The following is a 20,631-nucleotide window of genomic DNA, read 5'->3' on the forward strand; positions in this document are numbered from 1 at the left end:
ATCATTGGCTTAAAAATTGCTGGATTAAAATTGACGCCTCCCTTGTGTCAATAAACATGCGGTTAGGCCCGAAAAGTTTAGCGCCAAAGGTATTCTGATAATGCTCAATGAGTTGTGTTTTGGGGACGAAGGAGATAATTCCATCATACCGAAGATCAAAAGACAACTTGCAGGCGGTTGCAAACAGGTTGCCCGCTACACCACAATATAGCTTGTTTTTGCCTTTGTTCCAACTTACATTTTCAACTAAATGCATATAAATATGGTCTCCTTTATCGGCAAGGCTGACAAGGCCCTGGATCGTCAAAGGTTCCTGCAAAAGCTCAATTTTGAGCACTTGCCTGTCCTTGCGACATAATTCCGAATGCCAGTCAAAAAGCCAGTCAGCGGCCCTGATTTGCGAACGTTTAGTACTTTCAGCACAATTAATACATGTCCCTAACACCTCGTTGGTGAGGGAATGCTTAACGGAGCCGGTAAAATGGAGCGAATTGCAGGCAATGCGGTGTTGTTGGCTGGAATGCATTGCCGAATTTATCCAACAACGTAAGCGTAGATCGAATCCGATGTACAGCCAGCATCAATGGATGATCAAACGGGGAGAAGGCTATATCCCGTCACTCACAATTTCCGAAGTGATTGTTAACAATTGTTAAGGACCGGGCAGACGGCCTTTAGGGTAGTGTTAATCGGGGAATTCCATTTCGGTCTCGGAGAAGTGGCAGAGGCCGTCGAGGAGCTCGCTGAGCTTGGAACCGGTTTCGGACAGCGTATATTCGACGCGGCTCGGTACTTCGCGGAAATTGTCGTTGCGGATGATCAGCTTGTGTTGTTCAAGCAGTTTCAGGCGATCGGCTAAGATGTTGTCGCTAATGTGTTTAAGGTCTTCTTTCAGCGTCGAAAACCGGTTGTTGCCTTCCTCAATACTGAACATCACTTCGGTCAGCCACCGTTTGCTAAGCAGGTTGATCAGTTCGTTCAATGTGCATTTCTCTTCCAGGAACGTCTGATTGTAGTAATTCGTCGAAGTAAGTTTTCTCATAGTGTTAGACTCATTTATATAGGAGCTACTCACAATTTACACAGATAATAGTCGCTTGTCAACATGACGCAGTAAGGGCATTTGCAGCGTCGCCCATATATCTGCCAATACTTGACTATTCACTCATTCCCCGTTCCACGGCGGCTCATTCACTCATTCAATCCTCGAATCCCTCGAAAATCCCGTGTGCGGGCAGAAGAATATGGCGAAAGTGTGCAAAGAGTTGGGATTCCTAAAGTAGTTCGCTGGTAACTAATATTTGGTCGTCATGGCATCAAAAACCTGGCGCTGCCGTTTCAGCGCGGCGCTTTTGTCGTCGGGGTTGGTGTGGCATTCGAGCAGTACCCAGCCTTTGTAATCCATTTTGGCAAGATTGTCGATCAGTTCGGGGTAGGGATAGTCGGTACGATCGAGCTCCCGAACGTGGCAGGTATCGCCGAAATACTTTTTGACCAGATCGAAATTGGACTGAAAGCCCTGCCCGTTCAGGTCCTGTTTGTTGCAGTTCCAGCAAATTTTGGCGTTGCGGTGATCGGCATAATCCATGATCTTGCGGATGTTCGGAAGTTCCTGTGTTTCCTCGCCATGGACTTCCAGCCGCAGTTGTTGGCCAAAATCGGCCGCGTAGCCTGCCAACCCGCGTAATGCAAGGCCGATCTGTTCCAAAGTTTTTTCCGTAGGGACTTCCTTGTGCAATGCATTCGGCTTCACTTTCACGCCCGTGCCGCCCACATCCGCGCTCAGGTGGATGAATTCTTTGGTACGTTCGATCGAGACTTTCAGCTTATCCTGGTCGGGGTAATCATATTGCTGATTGGTACCGAGCCCGACGATTTTGACGGGGCTGTCGGCGAATTGCTTTTTCACTTCTTTCCGCTGCTCCGGGCCAAGATCAGGCATAACCTTGTGCGCGTGGTCTACGCGCAGCTCCACACCAGTAATGTGCGTATCCGAGAGGTTTTTGATCAACGTAGGCACATCCCAGTCCTTTCCCCAGAGATACGTTACAAAGCCGAGACGCATTTCAGGTTTCTTGCCAAAAAGCGGGCTGGCCTGTGTGAAATCGGAGAGAAACGCTGCGCTGGCAGCCATAGAGAGGTTTTGGAGGAAAGTCTTTCTGTCGATAAGCATGGAAAGCCGGTTTGAGTTGACTGGTTACAATCGCTTTAAGCCGGCTTCCTGTCAATTCTACCGTTTGGCGGCCTGCTCGATGAGGAAATCCAATGCCGGCTGTTCGGTTAGTGGCGCTGCCTTGATTTCCTCGCCAAGCAATAGCATTTGTGGTGCATTCGAATTAAATGCAGGCCATGGCGGCAATCCGGTGCCGTTGGGATTGCCCGTCTTTATAAAATTCACCCAATATGCTGACATCACGTTGGCAATCTGATCGTCCGTGGCATCCAACGGGCGTAATGTACGGTCGATGAAACGGAGGTTGTCATACGCATACGCGACCTCGCCCGTGTGGAATGCGCCATACTGCGCGTAAATACCCGTCGCGGGCAGCTTGCGTGTGAACCGGTAGAGATAAACGCCTTTGTTCTGCAGCGCCTGTGCTTGTGCCCACGAGTAGTTTTGGATTCCGTAACTCATGTCGCGGGCCAGTTCGTTCTGCGAGTGCGCGGCTTCGGCATCGGTTTGCGCGGGGTAATAGTGAAAGAACGTTTGTGCCATCGGGCCGTACTGCTGGTTGTATTGTGTTTGAAAATCAGCGGCATTCTTGGGTTTAGCGACGGCATTCTCGTTCTGGTTCCAGCCGGTAAGCAGCGTGACAGGGTTTTGTTTTCCCGCCTTGTAAATAGCGGAAACGGATTCCGGCAGCACCAGGCCGTCTGTAATCGGGCCTCGGTAGGCGGTGATGTTTTCCAAAATTTCTTCTGCGGGCACTTTACGCAATGCAGTGAGTGAAGGGGCATTCAGCTTCTCGCCTGCCTTCACGCCCGCATCTTCTGCTTGTTTTAGTGAAGGGTAATTTCTGCCGAAAGCGGCACCGCTTTCGGCGATTGCCTTGTTAAATAGTCCTTTCGCCTGTGGGCTCGCCACGAGGCAGTTAACACTCATGGATCCTGCCGATTGGCCCGCAATCGTAACGTTGTCGGGATCGCCGCCAAATTGCGCGATGTTCTTTTTTACCCATTTCAAAGCGGCAATCTGGTCCATCAAGCCATAGTTTCCAGAAGCGTTCTTACCGGATTCTTTCGTCAGTTCAGGATGCGCGAAAAAGCCAAACGCGCCCACACGATAATTGATGCTGACAAAAACTACGCCTTTTCGGGCTGTCGCTTCACCATCGTAAATGGGGCATCCTGCGCCGCCGCTCACAAAGCCGCCGCCGTAAATCCAGACGATTACCGGTTTCTTCGCGCCGACTTTCCCCTTTTTTTCAGTCCATACGTTGAGGTAAAGACAATCTTCGCTGATCGGCGTTTTCGGAATCAGAAATTCCGCACTCCACATGCTGAAAGGTACCGGGTGGCTCTGCATCGGGCTGGGCCCGAATTTGTCGCAGGCGAGCACGCCGTTCCACTTTTTTACGGGTTGCGGCGCTTTCCATCGCAGATTTCCCACCGGCGGTACCGCAAACGGAATACCTTTGTAAATACTAATTTGGCCATCAGAACTCACAGTCCCGGAAATTCTCCCACCTTCGACCCGGAGCGTGTCGGCAGCCAGCGAGGCGAATTGAAGGCATGTGAAAACCGCAACCAGCAGGAGGAAGCGAATGGAAAATGCGTGTAAGTTCATGCGAAGTAAGGATGATCGTTTAAAGGGCAAGTTCGATTTTATTCTTGACATGCTTACTTTCCTGCTCACGAATAGCGGTGTCCTGCATTAGTTCTATTTCCTTTGATTTTTGCAGCGACCTAAGCCACCACGATGCGGGTATCAACCCATTGGAATGCAGTTCCAGCCGGATCAGAAATTCTTTCGGCGGTGTGCGATGGCCATTAAGGTATTGGCTGAGCACATAGGGTTTTACATCCACATCTGCCGCGAATTCTTTGTCTTTTTTGTTTTGCGCTCGGATGTATTCGTTGAGGAAGTACTGGAAGTTCCAATGTGCTTCCAATCTGTCCCCCTCAATATACGCCAGCATCTGATATTTAATGGTGAGTGTTCTGATTTCTATCCATTGCTCGGACGTACGGTTGGCAATTTCCCGCTGGCGCATCGCGCGGAATTCTTGCATCTCTTTTTCTTCCTCTTCGCGGGAAAGAGGTTCTCGCGGAATCATGAACGCATCTGCAATTTCTTGTACCGTATACTCCTCAAACAGCCTCTTAATGGCCTTCTGTTCTTTCTTCGTTAGCTGCATCATAATATTTCCTGATTATGTGTTTGGAATTGTTGGTATCTGAAAAAAGATTATTGCCCTAATCACTAATACCATATTTTTGGCGGTAGTGGCGTATGATTGAGGTTTTAGGTTTGAGATAAACAAAGCCATCAAACTTCAATTCGAAAGACTTTTGGCAGGCAAACGCAATTAAGCTGCCTGCTATCCTGTCATACCGTTTCCCGGCCCCGAGGTGCTCTCTCGCATATGCGATCAGCTTGATTTCAATAGCAAGGTTTTTCGGCTGGCATTCCAATGAAACCAGCCCGATAACTTCTTCCCGGTGCTCCAGCCGAAGTCCGTATATCTCAAATTGAAGTTGCCGCTTCCATTCAAAATCGAATCTGCTACTACTGCCGAGCAGCGCGATCTCTTTTGTCGAAAGCCTGCTAATCGTCGCCGGCAGCCGCTCGCCGGTCAGTGTGTCCTCTAAATAATACCCCATGAAGATACAAAAAAGTTTACGGATTTGGTAAACATTTACCACTTTTTGATCCTCATTTAGACGGCGGTCCGTGCGTTTGGTAACGCTGGCAGGAATACCAATTCTTTAACGGTCGGTTATTGCAGATTAACGGAATGTGAAATGGAACACCATGGTAAAAAGCAGCTGGTTAAATGCATTGCGCCTGGAACTGTAGAATTCCAGGAAATGGGCTTTGGAGATAATCGTTGTACTGCCTTGCAGGCAGGATTGAAAGGGGAAGCATGGCATTAGCGATCCGGCTATGGCCACGGAGATTTGAAATATTATTTGCAAATAAAAAATAGATTTTCGCAACGCGGACACTCGAATTGGGTGTCCTTTTTTATGAGCTGAAAAAATAGTTGTCTCAAAACGAAAAGCGCTGTTCGTATAATAATGATCGTTATTGTCAAGTACCCGATTATCTCGTTCGGATAACCCATTGCTAGTGTTTATTAATGAATCAACCTGCCGGTTCGATTGCTGTTGCGATCCGGATAGGAATTTTATGTCTTTTGATTCCGAAGTTATATGAAAACCTTCTCATTGTTCAATGCAGAGAGGCTGCCTTTCGTTAAAGCCATCGAGTTCAAAAATTTAAAGCAGGAGACATCTCCCGTAAGTCAATCGGGTTATTTATATCCGCGGTCATTTTTAATTGATTTGTTGGTTTTGGCTTCATTTTGCTACCTGCTTTTTCCGATAATGATATTTATAGCTGGATTTATTCGGTTCGAAATATCGACCGTTCTCATTGGATTGGTGGGGTACGGAATGTACAGTGAATTGCGTAAGGTCAATTTTTTAATTCGCTTCAAAATATGGATGAGGCAAATGGCGTCAGAATGGCGTACCTGGCGCGGACATTTCGCACTGATCTGTTTGCTGGGATTCATCTGGCTGTCTTTTTCCAGCATTGGTGGTATTGGTTACCGTAATTTTGATTCGGGCATACGAAGTTCTATGCTATGGCATCTCGTAAGTGGTTCCTGGCCATTGTATTTCAAGAAGGGGTATTTTGGCGAGGAGTTCGGGGAAATCTCGGAAAAGGCCTATGTATACTACTTTGCCTATTACCTACCCGCCGCGATTGTAGGTAAATTGCTGGGTTGGAAAGCTGCTAATTTGGCTCTTTTCGCCTATTCTTGGCTGGGCGCGTCGCTTGCACTCATGCTCGTGCGTATGCATATGCGGCAGCGCGGGTACGCGGTTACCTTTTTCGTCTTCACCGGAATTTCCCTGTTCGGTGGAATGGATTATGTTTTCAACGGATTATTAGGCTTCACAACGGACAGGTCTGAAATGTGGCTTAGTCCGCTGCATTATTTTTCGCACACCCGCAATTTGTTCTGGGCTCCGCAGCATTGCTTGCCTACATGGCTGATAATCGGAATTATATTGAATCATCGACAAATCAACCCGGCTTTGATGCGCATTTTCCCCGTTGCATGTGTATCGATGTTGCTATGGTCGCCACTTTGCCTGACAGGTATCGGGCCATTTATTCTGGTGATATTGAAACATCATAGGAGAGAATGGCTGCGATGGAATTACGTAAATATGTTGGCTTGTTTTTTATTTTTTTTGTTATCCACATTTATTGTTTCCAATGATTTTTCTTTTGGGATGATTTATGCCCCGCATGTTATGGAGGGCTATTGGTTGCAATATTGTCTTTTTCTGACTGCCGAATTTTTGATATTGTCTTCCATATTTGTTTTTGCAAATATCAATATATGGAGAGATGAGATCTTTGTCAACTCATTCGTATTGTTGTTCACCATTCCCGTCTTCATTCTTGGGAGGTGGAATGATTGGAGTATCAAGCTTTCTATCCCGCCGCTATTCGTATTGTCCATATTCGTAATAAAACAGGTTGTCTGGCTGGTCGAAAATAAAGGGAAGCGTGTATTAATTTCCGTTTTTATTTTCACAAGCTGCGCATTAACGCCACTGGAAGAACTGATTTATAGTGCTAGCAACTATCGTATTTCATTTGAAACCCCACCTGAAATCCGCGACTTTGGTGCCAACTATATTGTCTGGCAGCAGCTAGGCGATCCCGAAAGCTTTTTCTTTCGTTATCTGGCGAAGCGATAAGCATGAAAAAAGGCCACCCATTTCAAAATTGGGCGGCCTTTTGAGCGTGTGTTAATGCATACGGATTTAGGAATAGTAGCGTTATGCGTCGAAAAGCAGGGGGAAAAACTGCCCTTTTAATTTTTCTCCTTTTGGGATGACGGGTACACCATCGAGCAGTGTGGCATTGGTGTCGGACAGTGTGCCGTCGGCGAAAACATTGAGTACAAATGCCCGACGCGAGCGTTCTGAGCGGTTTTCATACGATCCGTGGACCATCAATGGATGATGGAATGTGCCGTAGCCGCGTTTCATTTCGATGGGAATGGGCTTGAACTCCGCTTTTTGCTCGTCGGTCAGGTATTGCATCAGCCCCTCCATATCACCAGCGAGTTCGGGCTTGTCGAGCAGGCCCCAGCGGTGGCTTTTGGGTACATAATAAAGGCATCCGTTCTCGATCAGCGAGTCGTCAAGGCCCGTCCAGCAGGTCAGGTGCTGCATCGGTACCGAGCGCGTCCAGTAGGAATAGTCCTGGTGCCATGCCACCACGCCGCCGTGCCTTGCCGGTTTGCAAAAGAGCTGGTCGTGCCAGAACCGAACGGCCTTATCGCCCAGTAACTGGCTGGCAGCCATTACGAAAGCCGGATTCCAGAGCACGTCATGAAAGCCTTCAGTCACACGCCATGCGCCGAGGGCGTGCAAAAGAACCGCATTGGGATCAGCCGATTCGTTGGAATGGAATTCGTAAAATAAATGGTGATTGGGGTTGGATGGGTCGGTAGCGGCGAGCAGCTCTTCATTCAGCGTATCCACCTGCCAGTCTTCCAGCAGCTTGATGTTGGAGAGATAGCCGTTTTCGTGAAAAAATGCCACTTGCTCGTCGGTCAGGCGGTATTGTTCCCATTCTTCCCGGCTGGTGGGCTGCTTGAACAGGTCGGATATCAATTCATGACAGGTGGAAAGGTCCCGTGTTGCTACTTCCATGATTTCGTGTTCGGTATTAGTTTTAGTGTTACAAATATGACGGATGTCATCTTTTAAGTGCATTGCTGATTTTGATCAATAACTAACTTATTTTGTATTAATATTGCCATGTTGATTTGTAATGATTGCTAAATAGGGTATAAAAACTTATTCCATGCGATGAAAGCGCAATTCGAAGCATTCCAGCCGCTGCCTGATTCCTCGTTCCGCGTATTCGGGTATGAGGTGGCAGAGTTTGACACTCCGTGGCACTATCACCCGGAATACGAGTTGACGGTCATTCTTAAAAGTGAGGGAATACGCTATGTAGGCAACAGCATGGAGAGTTTCGAAGCAGGCGACCTGGTATTACTGGGCCCGAACTTGCCGCATTGCTGGCAAAACACGCCGGATAGCGTGGGAACAGCGAGCTCCATCGTGGTGCAGTGGCCGGGTGATTTTATGGGGAATGGCTGGCTGGATGTGGAGGAATTCAAGTCGGTGAAGCGGCTGCTGCAACTGGCCGGACAAGGTATCCGTTTTGACCAGGGAGTGTCGGCCAGGGTGAAACCTATGCTTGCGGAAATGCTGGAAATGCAGCCATTTTCCCGGCTGATGAAGTTCCTGGAAGTGCTCGAACTGCTGGCAGCTGTGAAAAACATCCATTTACTTTGTGAACAGGGTTTCGCCTATCCGCTCAATTACGACGACAATCAGCGCATTAATACCGTTTACAATTATATCCGGGAACATTATTCGGAACGCATTACACTGGCCACGCTTTCAGGGCTCGTGCATATGAGCGAGGAATCGTTTTCGCGGTTTTTCAGCCGGACCATGCAAAAGCCGCTATTTACTTTTTTGAATGAATACCGCATTAATATGGCTTCCAAAATGCTCATCGAAACCGATATGCAGGTGGCCGAGATCAGTTTTGCCTGCGGTTACGAGAGTCCGCCCTTCTTTTTCAGGCAGTTCCGCAAGTTCGGAGGTATGACTCCCGCTGCCTACCGTAAGCAATTCCGCACTACAGAAGCCGCAGGATAATCGGTGATACGATTATGTATTAAAAATTTTTTTGACCGGAAAAGAAGACCTATTTTTCGATTATTGATTACTAAAACTCACACTGAATTATGGAAATAGCAGATTTTCTTTCCAGCCTCATTCTTTCCGCCTCCGGAGCCTGGGTATTCTTCCAATTGTGCCGCTTTTTGTACAAATCGGTCCGCTTCGTCTATAATCTGTTTTATGGCGATATTGTTCTTACCAATCCTAAAACCGGGAAGTCGGTCACCTTGGGGCAGCATCACCGGGATGGTCTTGCCCAGGAAATTCTTGACTTTCTTAAATAATGGCGAGGCGGGTCAGGCCTCAGGTAACTTATCCGAAAAGCAAGGCTATTGCAGCGATTACCACGACGCTCAGCGCAGTTATTTCTGAACTTCCCAATGGACGACCGAAAGAGATACTGCTGGTACTTGTTGGACTAATGGCATATTTCGCTTACCACAGTTTTATCATCATCAAAAGCCTGGTTTTGCGCACAGGCATACAATGGATATCATTGACAATTACGGAGTGGAAGGTCAATAAATTTCTCAGGGAGCTGGAAATCGAATTCGAGAGCCCCCAGACAAGTTCTGAAAGACTCGCAGAAATCCAACTTCTCATGAAGCGCTATCGTGATACGCTTGCACTGAAAAGACTCGAAAGCCTCGATTGATCGCTGCGGCTACCGTGCTTTCACAAACGTCTTCATCAGCTTCGCATCAAACGTAACATCGACTGCCGGGCCGCCGGAGGCAGACTGGTCGAATTTCAATGTGCCGGCCAGGTGATCGGGTGTATCGGCGGTTAATGTGAGAAACTCATTCTGGGCAGTGCCCGAATATTGCACCAGTTGGTTGTTCAGGCTGACCCAGTAAAGCAGCCGTGGCGAGGCATCGAGATCGACCTGCAAGCCTTCAATGTATTGATCCACACAATTCATGGCGCCGCACGATTTGATTTTGTCATCCAATGTGTTGGTCGTCAATATCAGACGGCGAATTTTCTTGCCGCTGTCGAAGCCGTCGGGGCCGGTAATGAAATAGGCCGATTTAATATTCATATCAAAAACTTTATTGCCGGTTTTGTAAATCAATTTGCCTTTCCCGACGTCGGAGCGGGTATTGAAAGCGAACCCCAGCAATATGCAGCCTGCCAGCAGCAGATGGAGGTGCGCGGTGCGGAAGCGGAAATGTGTTTTCATAGGATGGAGGTGTCTGAAGTTGGTTAAAAGTTAGGAAAAAACGGTGATTTTTTTGCTGCATTCCTATTCAGCGGGTGGGGGATCAATAGCCGTTATTAGAATATTCAGAGTAAATACTTGAAAAAAAGTACTTAGGCGAGTAGTAAATTGAGGTGAAGTACCTGTAATCTGTATATCCATTTCCTAAATCAAAAAATCACGTACATGGAAAAAAAGAATACCGTTCAAGAGCAGCCTTCTTCTTCGCGGAGGGATTTCATTAAAGCGGCCGCGGGTACCGCCGCAGGTCTGATGATCGTCCCACGCCACGTGCTGGGCAAGGGATACGTGGCCCCCAGCGACAAGCTGACTGTGGCAGGAGTAGGTGTCGGCGGAAAAGGTACGTCCGACATTGCCAATTTCTTCAAAAGCGGTAAGGCCAATATCGGCTACCTGTGCGATGTGGACGACAGACGTGCAGCCACCTCCGTTAAAAATTTCCCACAAGCCAAGTATTATAAAGACTGGCGGGAAATGTTTGAAAAAGAATCCAAAAATTTCGATGCGGTCTCCGTTTCCACGCCCGACCACACGCACGCGGTCGTAGCGATGGCGGCCATGCAGCTGGGTAAGCACGTGTATGTACAGAAACCAATGACCCACGATATTTACGAGGCGCGTATGCTCACCGAGGCCGCCGCCAAATATAAAGTAGTAACCCAAATGGGTAACCAGGGCTCGTCCGGCGACGGTGTCCGCCAGTTGCACGAATGGCACGACGCCGGCATTATTGGCAATGTGCATACCGTCTATATCTGGACTAACCGCCCGATCTGGCCGCAAGGTATACCCTGGCCCACCGACAAGCCGGCGGTGCCGAAAGAGCTCGACTGGAATCTGTGGCTTGGTACCGCACCTTACAAGGACTACGTCGACAACCTGATCCCGGGAAGCTGGCGCGGATGGTGGGACTACGGCACAGGCGCGTTGGGTGACCTCGGTTGCCACCTCATGGAAGCGCCGTTCCGTATTCTCGACCTGAAATACGCGGTGGATATGCAGGCGAGTGTAGGAAGCGTGTTTACAGCATTTGGCAAACGCGGTATTTTCCCGGACAGCTGCCCCCCGTCAAGCCATGCAACCCTGACTTTCCCGAAAACACCTAAAACGAAAGGGCAAGTCACTATGCACTGGATGGACGGCGGAATCAAGCCCGAACGTCCGGAGGAGCTTGGCCCGAACGAACTGTTTGGTGACGGTAACAGCGGGATCCTGTTCGTAGGTACCAAAGGCAAGATGATGGCCAGCGAGTATGCCGCCAATCCACGCCTGTTACCGCTTTCACGTATGGAAGAAGTGAAGGTGAAACAGAAATTTGCCCGGGTACCGGGGTCGGCGGAAGGCCACTATGCACAATGGGTAGAAGGCTGTATCGCCGGTTATGGCAACATGGAACTCAGTTCGCCGTTCGAAAAAGCGGGCCCGTTGACAGAGGCGATCCTGATGGCGAATCTCGCGATCCGCGGCGCGGATATGCCAAAACCGCGTGCAACCGGTAACGGTTACGACTATCCGGGAGCGAACCTCAAAATGCTTTGGGATTATAAAAACATGAAGGTAACTAACTTTGACGAGGTGAACCAGTGGGTGAAACGGACCTATCGCGAAGGATGGAGCCTGGGTGTTTAATGTAATAAAAATTGATAAAAAAGCCCTTCTGTTTTCGCAAAAGGGCTTTTTTATGTTATTCTGAACAGCTTTTTGGCATTGCCGTAAAGGATTTTCCGCTCGATAGTCTTCGATGCGGCCAGTTTCCGTATTTCGGCGATGGTTTGCGCTCCCTGGCATTTTTCGCCGGAGCCGATATGATCGTCGCAATCGCTGCCATAAAGCAGTTTGTCCTGATGACGCGTCAGGAATTCACGGGCATGGTCTTCATCGCGGGTCATGGAAAGGAGCCCGGAGCCGGCGGACATGTCGCCGTACATGTTGGGAAAGTCGCTCAATAGCCGATCGGTGAGGCCGCCGGGTGTGACTTTGGTTTGGGGATACAAAATGCTTTGGTCTGTATGGCCTTTGTCGATATTGGCCCACCAGGTTTGCGCGTGGCCTATGAAATTCACTTTCGGGTACTTTTCGAGCATTTTAGGGAAACGCTCGAAATTGTAGTTGAACATCTGGAACTGCCAATGCATCAGTACCGGCACCTGGTACGCTTCGGCAAGCTGGTAAATGCGCTGCATTTCCTTCGAATCGCAATCCACGCCGAATTTCAATTCGCCAATCACACGTCCGCCCAGTTTCAGGTATTTTTCAATTTCCTGTACGGCATCGGGCAAATCGGGGACTTCATTCGAGCCGAATACAAACTCACCGGGGTGCTTTTGAGCAATGCCGTAACACGCTTCATTACCTGCGCACTGTGCCTGCAAGCCATTGGTTTTTCCCTGATGGGTGGAAGTCCCGAACGCAGGTGTGCCCGCGGGCAGCAGGATCGTATGCGTAATGCCCATGGCACGCTGGTGCGCGATGAGCACGTCGTCGGGTCGCGCGGCGTAATGGACATGCTGGTGAATGTCGATGATCGGTTCCTGAACGGAGGTTTCGGCTTGTACGCCCATGGCGTTTCCAAGTAGTAATGCCCCGGTACCGGCCAGAAACTCCCTTCTCGATAAATGGTTCGTGCTACACATGGTTCAGGTTCTATTTGGATGCCAGCGAAGGCCGGTTATGTTCCGGCAGCCTGTCCAGGCACGGTTTAATGACTTGCATGGCGTTTTCAGCGAGTATTTTCTTTTTGATTTCCAGCGATAATGTCGAAAATACCAGCCACCCCAGCTGCTGGCGCGGGTCACGCATAGGCAGGTCGGAGCCGTACAGAATGCGGTTTTCCCCTGCTCCTGCTACCAGGTATTCTATTACCCCTAGCGGAACCGGTGTCAGGGTGATTTCGGCGAATACGTTCGGGTATTTTTTCATGACTGCAATCGCCATGTCGGCCATTTTGTAGCTGCCGCCCGCGTGAGCGATCACCCAGCGGACATCGGGGTATTTCCTGGCGAGCGTTTCTACTTCCAGCAGGTCAGAGCGGGAATTGTGGATCAAGCCATAGAACTTGTTTTGATTACCATATTCCCACCACACATCGTATACCGGGTTGTGGTATTCGAAGCCATAAAACTGGTAAGGTTTCATGCCTATGAACCGCTTGTCGGCATACACCTGCGCAATCATTTTACGTAATTCTTCCTGGCTGTAATGGCTTGGATCGAAGGTCGCGAGGCCCCAGTAACCCTTCGGTGCGACGTCCAGCGCTTCGGAAGTACACGGGTTCCCGGCAATCGCATTCTGGCTTACCACGCCATTCCAGCTCATAATGCCGCCGCCCTGGTAACCCAGCCGTTTGGCCATGGCGAAAATGCCTTTCGGTCCGCCGTTTTCCATGCGGTAGGTCCAGCCGCCACCATTTAACCCCTCGTGGAGCATATGCATGTGCATGTCTATCACGGGTACGGGCAGGGGCGAGCCAGCACGTACGGCCTGCATAAGGATATCCTCGTTCTTGTTTTCGCGTAATGCAGGTTTAGAACTGATTTTTAATAGCCGCATAAGGTTGCCCCCTGCTATTTTAGCCCGGTCAGCCTCGGGAATGGCCGCGTAGTCGATATAAGTCCGGTGGGCGCCAGCCGACATGGTGGGGCTGTTTGAGGCAAAAATCAGCTGGTCGACGCAGCCTGTGCGGTACAGATATTCCAGGCCTTCGTTGATTTGGAAATTGTCGAAACTGATATGCAGGTTCTTGTATTGCTGCACGAGCGGAAGCACATACCGCTGCTCGTTCCAGACGGCGCCGGTAAGCAGGAGCGGTAAATAGGGGTGGCGGATCAGGAATTCCTCCACGTCCTCCCAGGTGCCCAGTTCGCTGGCAGTAGTAATGGTCAGTGTTTTTGTTTTACTCAAATGCGCAAACAAAGGCGTGCAATGCCGCGCTTTCCAGTCCCACGCATTGGTTTTGGGATGAATGCTTACTGCCCTGACGTTATGTTCCGCCATCAATTTGCCCAGCTGGCCAGGCTCCGGAAACTCGCCTGTCTGGTGCGGCATTACATTCCAGATCGGGAACAGGTGGGGGTAGGGTTTGAGCATCCGGTTCAGTTCCAGGTTGGAATACATCAGGTCGTAATTAACCGATTGCGTGTAAGCCACCAACGCCGCCGAGATCGAGCATTGATCCATGTCGTCCAGCAGATCGTCCAGCTTCCATTTTTCAGCAGGATGCTTGTACTTCCGCGGCCCAATGCGGGTAAAACCGTCAAAATAGAGCAGCCTATCCTTGACAACTTCATGACTACCCCTGACCATTTCCTGACCACCCTTGACCACCTCCTGACCACCGGTAACAAACCCCGGCAAAGCCGTTGCCCCAATTCCCAAAATGGTATTGGTTTTCAAAAAATCACGGCGAGTGAATGACTGTTGCGGCATATTAGAGCGGTTTAAACCTGTGGGGCCCAGTAAGTACAATGTCCTTGGGGATTTACCGGCCCTGTAAAAAGCAGACAGCCGCCGCATTCTTTACCTTCTTTTGCCGGAACCCATAATTTGCAATTGTCGCACTGGCTGTCGGGCAGAGGCGATTTGTTGGTGTAGCCCAAAGATTTTCGCTTCTGAACGTCGGTAGGATCCACGCCTGTGAGGTCGCTGCATGGATCGGTTGCTGCGGTCGTGGCTTTGGCGACGGGCTGTTTTTTTGCGCCGGCGCATGCCATGAGCCATGCGGTACCTCCGGTGGTGCCCCAGGTAAGGCATCGGCGGAGGAAAAGTCTGCGGTTGACAAGCGGGTTCATATCGTTCTGGTGGATGGGAATAGGTGTTGCTCAATTGATATTCAATGCTTTTTTGAGTTCCGAGGCTTGCTTGCGTACGGCATCCGAGCTATGATTTTCCAATTTTTGTAAATGTTTGGTAACCTGCTTGTCTGCTTCTTTTTTATTGGTTGACTTTTTAACGCCCTTCGAAAGTCCCGTCAGCGCGGCCACTGCCCATTGCGGGTCGGCGGAAACGGCCGGCGAGTTCAGCAATTCCAGGAGCGAAGCCATTTCGTTCTTGCCGTTTCGAGCGCCGGTTATATAGCCGAAGTCTTCGATTAGTTTGAGTCTTCCAGGCGCGGCAGCATTGAAAAAATTACCGCGACTGACCAGTAGCTGCGCCATTTCGGGCGACGAGCCGCCTTCGGAACTGAGCACGGCCAGCCGCCACGACGCATTCTCCGACTGTTTTTCCGCTACTCCTGCCAAAGCGCCCAGCGCATCTTTACTGCTGAATTGCCCTGTGCTTAATGCGGCCTGGTACGCAACCTGCGGTGCAGGATCCTCTATCAGCCGGATCACTTCGGGCAAAAATGCCGGGTACTTTTCGGCCAGGATTACTGCATGCTCGCGCACGCCCGCGTGCGCATCGCTTAATGCCTTTTTAACGATTCCTTCATTCAGCCCGTTGAGCGCTTCCAGGGTATAAATGGCGTGGAGGCGGGTTCTGGGATCGGCGTGGCTGGCCGCCATCTGTTCCAATGCAGTAGTAACTGATTTGTCCTGTTTTTCAACCAAAATCCGTTGCGCATTCAGCCGCCACCATTGGTTAGGATGTTCGAGCAGGGCCACGAGTTCCGCGGGCGTTTTAGTCCGCAAATCGGGTAGGACAACCGGGCGCTTTTCCCCATCTTTCGGGAAAATGCGCCAAATGCGGCCGTACTGCTCACCATTGGCGAAATCCATATCTTTTTTGAGGTCTTCGGGAATCGAAACAGGCGTTTCGATGTGCTGGCGGTACATATCGACGACGTAAAGATAGCCGTCAGGCCCGGAGGTAAGATTCGCCGGGCGGAACCATGGGTCGGTGGAGGCCAGGAACTCGCGATCTTTTTCGTGCGCATCGCGACTGGCCGTAAATGCAGGCGAGCCATTTACAGGTGCGATGATGTCGCGGTGAATGAGGTTCCCCGCGACTTCACCCGTAAAAACAGAGCCCTGGAATGCTTTCGGAAAGCCATCCCCGCCATAGAATGTACCGCCGGACGCGCCCGTGAAATGGTCGCGGGCATATTCGGTAAACCCGGTTTTCAGGGAATCGTATTTCGCTTGTCGACGGTCCGAGCGCTGCTGGCGCCAGTAGGGCGTGGCCGATTTCTGGAACATTTCCAGCTCATGGTCTGATATATTGACGTCGCTGCGGAATGACGGCAGGTAATTGTGCCGGTGCAGGTAGCGCCACGCGATCGGCGATTGCTGTATGTGTAGTGTGTTTTGGGTATAAAAGCGGTGACCCCATTCGTCCATCGCGAGCCCAAACTGCCCGTTGCCTGACTCGACTTCGAACAGTTTTTTATCCAGCCTGAACCTGAAATTGCCCCCCGCGACGTTCAGCGGCGGCATGTCGGGTCGGAGTGGGGAGGTGATCATTCCCGCTTGCCCGCTGTTGTTGGCGTAGATCCAGTTGTCGACGCCATACCGCATGCTGGTGATTTGCGCTTCCGAATTTTTAGCAAAAAATCCGGTGAACAGCAGCTCGCGGGTATCGGCCTTGAAATCGCCGTTGGTATCGCGCAGGAGCAGAATATCAGGTGCGGCGCAAACGATCAGGCCGTCTTTGTAAGGTAAAACACTGGTAGCGCTGGGCAGGCCGTCGGCAAAAACGTAGGACTGATCGATTTTGCCGTCGCCATTGGTATCTTTCAGCAGGCGAATGCGCCCTTTGAAACGCCCCGGCTGGGCATCATAGGGGTAATCGCCCATTTCCACCACGAATGCATTGCCCGATGCGTCGAAGACGAGGTCGACCGGCGATAACACGTCAGGTTCCGTAGCGAAGGGCTCAATGCCGAATTCCTCACGGAGCTGGAATGTTTTGGCCGACTCGGCAGGCGAGAGTGCGTCGGCGTACCGTTTCTGGGCTATGGTATGAAAGGAAAGCAGTGTCAGCGCGGATACTGCCAGTGTTTTCAGCTGCGTCATTGCATGGTAAAGGTTAGGAAAAACAGGGTTCGTGTACGTGCCCGAAAATTCATCAAGATAGAAAGTGATTCGGCGACAAACAAATCTATCAAATAACAGTTTAGGAAAAGAACATTTCGCAATAAAAAAGTTTACAAAAATTAAATATTTTAGTTTACAAAAAATTATTACAATTTTGACCCGAATTGACAGAATAGGCGTTGCCTCGTCACCGATGATTTGAAATACTTGCTAATTCATTTAAACAAAAGATAAGCCTTCTTTCAGTGAAGATTTTCTGTCAACAAAAAGCAAAGCGAATCGTCGCTGGATGGAAGGTGCGAAGGAGCATCGGCATCGCGATGTTCGTAGCGCCTTTGCAACTGCTGGGGCAAGGCACGGTGAACCCGCCCGGCGATGGTCTGGTAATCCCGCCGTTTGTATCCGTTGCCGAACGGACGCCCCATTTTCCACTCAAAACCGCCCGGATGATTTACCGGGAAGCGGACATTATGAAGGCGCGCATGAATGTGCTGCATTATAAAGAGGCGCAACAGGTGCGCGATAAGATACTGAAAGCCGCCGATCCATGGCTGGCCCGTGCCGATTCCGCCATTATCGCGCTTATGCCTGATGCCCGCGTTCCGCGTGCGTTCGATCTTAACCCGAAAGGAAGCCCGGTGCACGGCGATACGGTTTTCAAGGTGGGTGGCTTTTACCCCTGGATCATCGATCCTGACCATCCGTTGCAGGTGAAATCGCCGATCGACGGACAGGTGTTTCCTTCAAATGATTACCTGGCTTACTACCGCAGCGGTTTCAGGGACAAAACAGGCCTCGACCGTACTTACGCCGACGACGGCTGGGGCTGGATTGCGCCGGATGGCGAGCGGTACTGGTTTGTGGCCTATGCCAACCAGTGGATGTGGAAAGGGCATATCGAGCCGGCGTTTGCGGATCTCGCACATGCGTACCTGCTCACGGGCGACAAGCGCTATGCACATAAGGCAGCGGTGATGCTGTACCGGCTCGGGGAAGTGTACCCGTCGATGGACCATGCCAACCAGTCGCGCTACGGGCTGATGGAAAAGATGAAAGGCCATACTTATAACGGGAAAATCCTGAACCTGATCTGGGAAGCGAGCCTGATTCAGAATGCCGCAGAGGCTTACGACGCGGTTTGGGACAGCATCGACGGTGACACCGAATTGCAAAAGGCGACGGGAAAAACCGGTGCCCAAATACGTGCTTTCATCGAGGCCAATGTGCTGGAAGATGCCGTGGATGCCTATATGCAGCGCAAAATCCAGGGTAATTACGGCATGCACCAGATCGCCCTGCTGTATATTCTGCTGGCAAGGCAAAATATGGGTACCGAAAAGTACCTGCGAATGCTGGTGGAGGAGCCGGGCGAGAGCCGCGTGCAATCGGGGCTGCGGTATGCATTGTATAATATGATATTCCGCGACGGCCAACCGCTCGAATCGCCGGACTATAACTTGCTGACGGTCCAGAAGATCACCCGATTTGCGGATATGCTCCGCACCGGTGGTACCGACCTTTTTGCCGAGCCGCGGTTGCGGGCGCTGATCAACAGTCCGCTCGAAATGGCGGCAACCGGCAAAATCACCCCAGGTATCGGTGATAGCGGCTCGGTACTGGGGACATTGGTCGGGCAGGACTCCGATGTTTACCAGGTGGGTTACGGTGCCTACCGCGACCCGCGTTACCTCACCTGGCTGGCGGCCGTCGGCAAAGTCGGCCCGCAATCGTTCTCGACCTTCGAATCGCTTTTCCGCAAAGCGCTGCCGGAGGTGCGGTCGTTGCCAGCTGGACGAGCGTTGCCTGCGCGTCCGTCTCATTTGCTGGCGGGTTATGGTATGGGAATGCTCAATAACCGGGCCGATGCGGTGGCGCTGACGTTCAATTACGGTTTCAAAGGCACGCATTACCATTGGGATTTCCTGAATTTCGAGCTCTTCGCAAACGGGCAGAAAATGATGCCTGACCTGGGCTATCCCGATGCGATGAATGAATATGTGAAGGAAGTATACACCTGGTCGTTCAATACGGTGGCGCATAACACCGTGATGGTGGATGCTCAAAGGCAACCGGAGAATGTGCCGGGCAAGCTGCATGATTTCGCGGATGGGAGGTTTGCACGGTCGATGGACGCCTCCTCGGCTACCTATCCGCAAACGACTGCCTACCGCCGGAATATGATCATGGTCGATGTAGATTCGGCACAGAGCTATGTGGTGGATTTTTTCAGGGTGGCGGGCGGCCGGCAGCACGATTATGCATTGCACGGCCCGCCAGGCCCGCTCATGGCCGATGGGAAGTGGGGCGAAAAACAACCGGGCACGCTTGCAGGCGGGGAAGTCGCATTCGGAGATGTTTATGATGATGCCAAAATGGGGGCCAGGGGATATCAGGGCAGCTATTGGAATTATAAAGGGTCTGGTTACCAATATCTTTTCAATGTTCAAAAATTGAATGGAGATAGAACGGCATTGACATATAGCCACATTTCGGACAAAAATGCGAAGCTTAAAATCCATATTCTACCGCAATCCGGCCAGGAAATCCGGATGGCCGATGCCTGGAATAAGCCGAGGGCGAAGAACTACCTCTTGAAATACGTCATTACAAGGCGCAAGTCGGTTGGTGATGAGCCTTTGAAAAGTACTTTCATTGGCGTGATGGAGCCGTTTGCAGGAAATCAGCCTCTGATTAAGGCATTGCGTAAACTACCTGTAAAGCATGGGGCGGCCGTGGAAGTGAAGCGGCAGAATGCGACGGACGTGGTGATCAGCGATACGACCAACAAGATCAAAACGATTGCGGGAATCGAAACCGATGCGCATGTAGCGGTGGTCCGTTTTGACCCGGGCGGTGCACCGGAACGGGTGTTTTTCTCTGATGGCAGTTATCTGAAAGTCGGAGGAAGGACATTCCGCACGCATGCAACTATCGGCGTTGTGACGGTCGTGGACGTGAAAAGCCGCCGGATATCCATTGCATTGGAAGGCGGTACGCGTGGAAATATCGAACCTGGCAGGATTGCGCATTTTACGAATGCGCTTCGCCAGACCGAGCATCCCATTCAAACGGCCAGTATCGCGGGGGATACGCTGACCCTCGAAACGACAGACGACTTGCTGATCGGGAAAGTGCATACCGTACGGAATTCGGCTGATTCGCTGCTGACCAATACCAATTTACCCTTCGCGCCCCTGTACGTGGGAGCGACTCTGCTGAACGACCGGTTCGAACCCATCGGCATACTCAGAACAGTTTCCGATAATGCATTAAAACCGGTGGGTAAAACGGGCCCGGTTCCGGCAGACGGCGCGGATATCTGGATTTCCAATGTTGGCGTGGGCGACCGGTTGCAGATCAAAGCCCGGTTCGATTGGGAGCGTTAAGATTTTGTTAAGCACGGAGCGGGGTTACGGATCATTCCGTATTATGAGCAGTATATCATGATATTGTTGATTTTTTGGTAGTATTTCAAGTAAA

The 20,631-nt window shown here is 50.7% G+C and carries 18 protein-coding genes; 6 read left to right on the plus strand and 12 right to left on the minus strand.

Features of this window, described 5'->3' with window-relative positions:
• Position 1 precedes the first annotated feature (1 nt).
• The 6 genes from AC2YIT_RS06490 to AC2YIT_RS06515 form a co-directional block, all read right to left on the minus strand.
• A complete protein-coding gene (locus AC2YIT_RS06490; protein WP_487278653.1) occupies positions 2-526 on the minus strand; it encodes a hypothetical protein in 525 nt (174 codons plus the stop codon).
• Positions 527-685: 159 nt separating this feature from the next.
• Entirely contained in the window at positions 686-1,042 is a 357-nt protein-coding gene (locus AC2YIT_RS06495) for a winged helix-turn-helix transcriptional regulator (protein WP_430847582.1), read from the minus strand.
• A gap of 252 nt (positions 1,043-1,294) precedes the next feature.
• Positions 1,295-2,173: a sugar phosphate isomerase/epimerase family protein gene (locus AC2YIT_RS06500; protein WP_487278654.1), complete on the minus strand. Its 879-nt coding sequence runs from the start codon at positions 2,171-2,173 to the stop codon at positions 1,295-1,297.
• A 57-nt stretch (positions 2,174-2,230) separates the two neighbouring features.
• A complete protein-coding gene (locus AC2YIT_RS06505) occupies positions 2,231-3,787 on the minus strand; it encodes a carboxylesterase/lipase family protein (RefSeq protein ID WP_487278655.1) in 1,557 nt (518 codons plus the stop codon).
• Between the two features lie 19 nt (positions 3,788-3,806).
• Positions 3,807-4,361, minus strand: a complete 555-nt coding sequence (locus AC2YIT_RS06510; protein WP_487278656.1) for a hypothetical protein — start codon at positions 4,359-4,361, stop codon at positions 3,807-3,809.
• A gap of 55 nt (positions 4,362-4,416) precedes the next feature.
• On the minus strand, positions 4,417-4,866 hold the full coding sequence (locus AC2YIT_RS06515) for a hypothetical protein (RefSeq protein WP_487278657.1): 450 nt from the start codon (positions 4,864-4,866) through the stop codon (positions 4,417-4,419).
• Positions 4,867-5,376: 510 nt separating this feature from the next.
• Between AC2YIT_RS06515 and AC2YIT_RS06520 the strand changes: the two genes are divergently transcribed.
• Positions 5,377-6,945 (plus strand): hypothetical protein, encoded by a 1,569-nt coding sequence (locus tag AC2YIT_RS06520; protein ID WP_487278658.1) that lies wholly within the window; start codon positions 5,377-5,379, stop codon positions 6,943-6,945.
• A gap of 81 nt (positions 6,946-7,026) precedes the next feature.
• Here the strand turns inward: AC2YIT_RS06520 and AC2YIT_RS06525 are convergent, their stop codons facing one another.
• Positions 7,027-7,908: a phytanoyl-CoA dioxygenase family protein gene (locus AC2YIT_RS06525; RefSeq protein ID WP_487278659.1), complete on the minus strand. Its 882-nt coding sequence runs from the start codon at positions 7,906-7,908 to the stop codon at positions 7,027-7,029.
• A gap of 159 nt (positions 7,909-8,067) precedes the next feature.
• Between AC2YIT_RS06525 and AC2YIT_RS06530 the strand changes: the two genes are divergently transcribed.
• The 3 genes from AC2YIT_RS06530 to AC2YIT_RS06540 all read left to right on the plus strand — a co-directional run bounded on the left by AC2YIT_RS06530 (position 8,068) and on the right by AC2YIT_RS06540 (position 9,613).
• Positions 8,068-8,934 (plus strand): cupin domain-containing protein, encoded by an 867-nt coding sequence (locus AC2YIT_RS06530; protein WP_487278660.1) that lies wholly within the window; start codon positions 8,068-8,070, stop codon positions 8,932-8,934.
• Between the two features lie 89 nt (positions 8,935-9,023).
• Entirely contained in the window at positions 9,024-9,242 is a 219-nt protein-coding gene (locus AC2YIT_RS06535; protein WP_487278661.1) for a hypothetical protein, read from the plus strand.
• Entirely contained in the window at positions 9,242-9,613 is a 372-nt protein-coding gene (locus AC2YIT_RS06540; RefSeq protein WP_430847600.1) for a hypothetical protein, read from the plus strand. Before AC2YIT_RS06535 ends, AC2YIT_RS06540 begins: the two co-directional genes overlap by 1 nt.
• A 9-nt stretch (positions 9,614-9,622) precedes the next feature.
• Here the strand turns inward: AC2YIT_RS06540 and AC2YIT_RS06545 are convergent, their stop codons facing one another.
• Positions 9,623-10,141, minus strand: coding sequence for a hypothetical protein (locus AC2YIT_RS06545; RefSeq protein WP_430847602.1), 519 nt, complete (start codon positions 10,139-10,141; stop codon positions 9,623-9,625).
• A gap of 204 nt (positions 10,142-10,345) precedes the next feature.
• Here AC2YIT_RS06545 and AC2YIT_RS06550 point away from each other — a divergent pair, with 204 nt between their 5' ends.
• Positions 10,346-11,809, plus strand: a complete 1,464-nt coding sequence (locus tag AC2YIT_RS06550; RefSeq protein ID WP_430847604.1) for a Gfo/Idh/MocA family protein — start codon at positions 10,346-10,348, stop codon at positions 11,807-11,809.
• A 50-nt stretch (positions 11,810-11,859) separates the two neighbouring features.
• On the opposite strand, the gene AC2YIT_RS06555 is transcribed toward AC2YIT_RS06550, so the two are convergent.
• The 4 genes from AC2YIT_RS06555 to AC2YIT_RS06570 are packed head-to-tail and all read right to left on the minus strand — an operon-like array spanning position 11,860 to position 17,130.
• Positions 11,860-12,813, minus strand: a complete 954-nt coding sequence (locus tag AC2YIT_RS06555; RefSeq protein WP_430847606.1) for an amidohydrolase family protein — start codon at positions 12,811-12,813, stop codon at positions 11,860-11,862.
• Between the two features lie 10 nt (positions 12,814-12,823).
• On the minus strand, positions 12,824-14,605 hold the full coding sequence (locus AC2YIT_RS06560; protein WP_487278662.1) for an amidohydrolase family protein: 1,782 nt from the start codon (positions 14,603-14,605) through the stop codon (positions 12,824-12,826).
• A gap of 11 nt (positions 14,606-14,616) precedes the next feature.
• Positions 14,617-14,967, minus strand: a complete 351-nt coding sequence (locus tag AC2YIT_RS06565; RefSeq protein ID WP_487278663.1) for a high-potential iron-sulfur protein — start codon at positions 14,965-14,967, stop codon at positions 14,617-14,619.
• 30 nt (positions 14,968-14,997) lie between these two features.
• Positions 14,998-17,130 (minus strand): PVC-type heme-binding CxxCH protein, encoded by a 2,133-nt coding sequence (locus AC2YIT_RS06570; protein ID WP_487278664.1) that lies wholly within the window; start codon positions 17,128-17,130, stop codon positions 14,998-15,000.
• Positions 17,131-17,396: 266 nt separating this feature from the next.
• Here AC2YIT_RS06570 and AC2YIT_RS06575 point away from each other — a divergent pair, with 266 nt between their 5' ends.
• Positions 17,397-20,537 (plus strand): heparinase II/III domain-containing protein, encoded by a 3,141-nt coding sequence (locus AC2YIT_RS06575; RefSeq protein ID WP_487278665.1) that lies wholly within the window; start codon positions 17,397-17,399, stop codon positions 20,535-20,537.
• Positions 20,538-20,631 lie beyond the last annotated feature (94 nt).

The organism is Dyadobacter sp. SRI_021 (assembly GCF_057586235.1).

What these genes read in the sequence shown, in the direction of transcription:
- AC2YIT_RS06490 (WP_487278653.1), bottom strand. Translation starts at nt 526, where the DNA reads ATGCATTCCAGCCAACAACACCGCATTGCCTGCAATTCGCTCCATTTT.
- AC2YIT_RS06495 (WP_430847582.1), bottom strand. Translation starts at nt 1,042, where the DNA reads ATGAGAAAACTTACTTCGACGAATTACTACAATCAGACGTTCCTGGAA.
- AC2YIT_RS06500 (WP_487278654.1), bottom strand. Translation starts at nt 2,173, where the DNA reads ATGCTTATCGACAGAAAGACTTTCCTCCAAAACCTCTCTATGGCTGCC.
- AC2YIT_RS06505 (WP_487278655.1), bottom strand. Translation starts at nt 3,787, where the DNA reads ATGAACTTACACGCATTTTCCATTCGCTTCCTCCTGCTGGTTGCGGTT.
- AC2YIT_RS06510 (WP_487278656.1), bottom strand. Translation starts at nt 4,361, where the DNA reads ATGATGCAGCTAACGAAGAAAGAACAGAAGGCCATTAAGAGGCTGTTT.
- AC2YIT_RS06520 (WP_487278658.1), top strand. Translation starts at nt 5,377, where the DNA reads ATGAAAACCTTCTCATTGTTCAATGCAGAGAGGCTGCCTTTCGTTAAA.
- AC2YIT_RS06525 (WP_487278659.1), bottom strand. Translation starts at nt 7,908, where the DNA reads ATGGAAGTAGCAACACGGGACCTTTCCACCTGTCATGAATTGATATCC.
- AC2YIT_RS06530 (WP_487278660.1), top strand. Translation starts at nt 8,068, where the DNA reads ATGAAAGCGCAATTCGAAGCATTCCAGCCGCTGCCTGATTCCTCGTTC.
- AC2YIT_RS06535 (WP_487278661.1), top strand. Translation starts at nt 9,024, where the DNA reads ATGGAAATAGCAGATTTTCTTTCCAGCCTCATTCTTTCCGCCTCCGGA.
- AC2YIT_RS06540 (WP_430847600.1), top strand. Translation starts at nt 9,242, where the DNA reads ATGGCGAGGCGGGTCAGGCCTCAGGTAACTTATCCGAAAAGCAAGGCT.
- AC2YIT_RS06545 (WP_430847602.1), bottom strand. Translation starts at nt 10,141, where the DNA reads ATGAAAACACATTTCCGCTTCCGCACCGCGCACCTCCATCTGCTGCTG.
- AC2YIT_RS06550 (WP_430847604.1), top strand. Translation starts at nt 10,346, where the DNA reads ATGGAAAAAAAGAATACCGTTCAAGAGCAGCCTTCTTCTTCGCGGAGG.
- AC2YIT_RS06555 (WP_430847606.1), bottom strand. Translation starts at nt 12,813, where the DNA reads ATGTGTAGCACGAACCATTTATCGAGAAGGGAGTTTCTGGCCGGTACC.
- AC2YIT_RS06560 (WP_487278662.1), bottom strand. Translation starts at nt 14,605, where the DNA reads ATGCCGCAACAGTCATTCACTCGCCGTGATTTTTTGAAAACCAATACC.
- AC2YIT_RS06565 (WP_487278663.1), bottom strand. Translation starts at nt 14,967, where the DNA reads ATGAACCCGCTTGTCAACCGCAGACTTTTCCTCCGCCGATGCCTTACC.
- AC2YIT_RS06570 (WP_487278664.1), bottom strand. Translation starts at nt 17,130, where the DNA reads ATGACGCAGCTGAAAACACTGGCAGTATCCGCGCTGACACTGCTTTCC.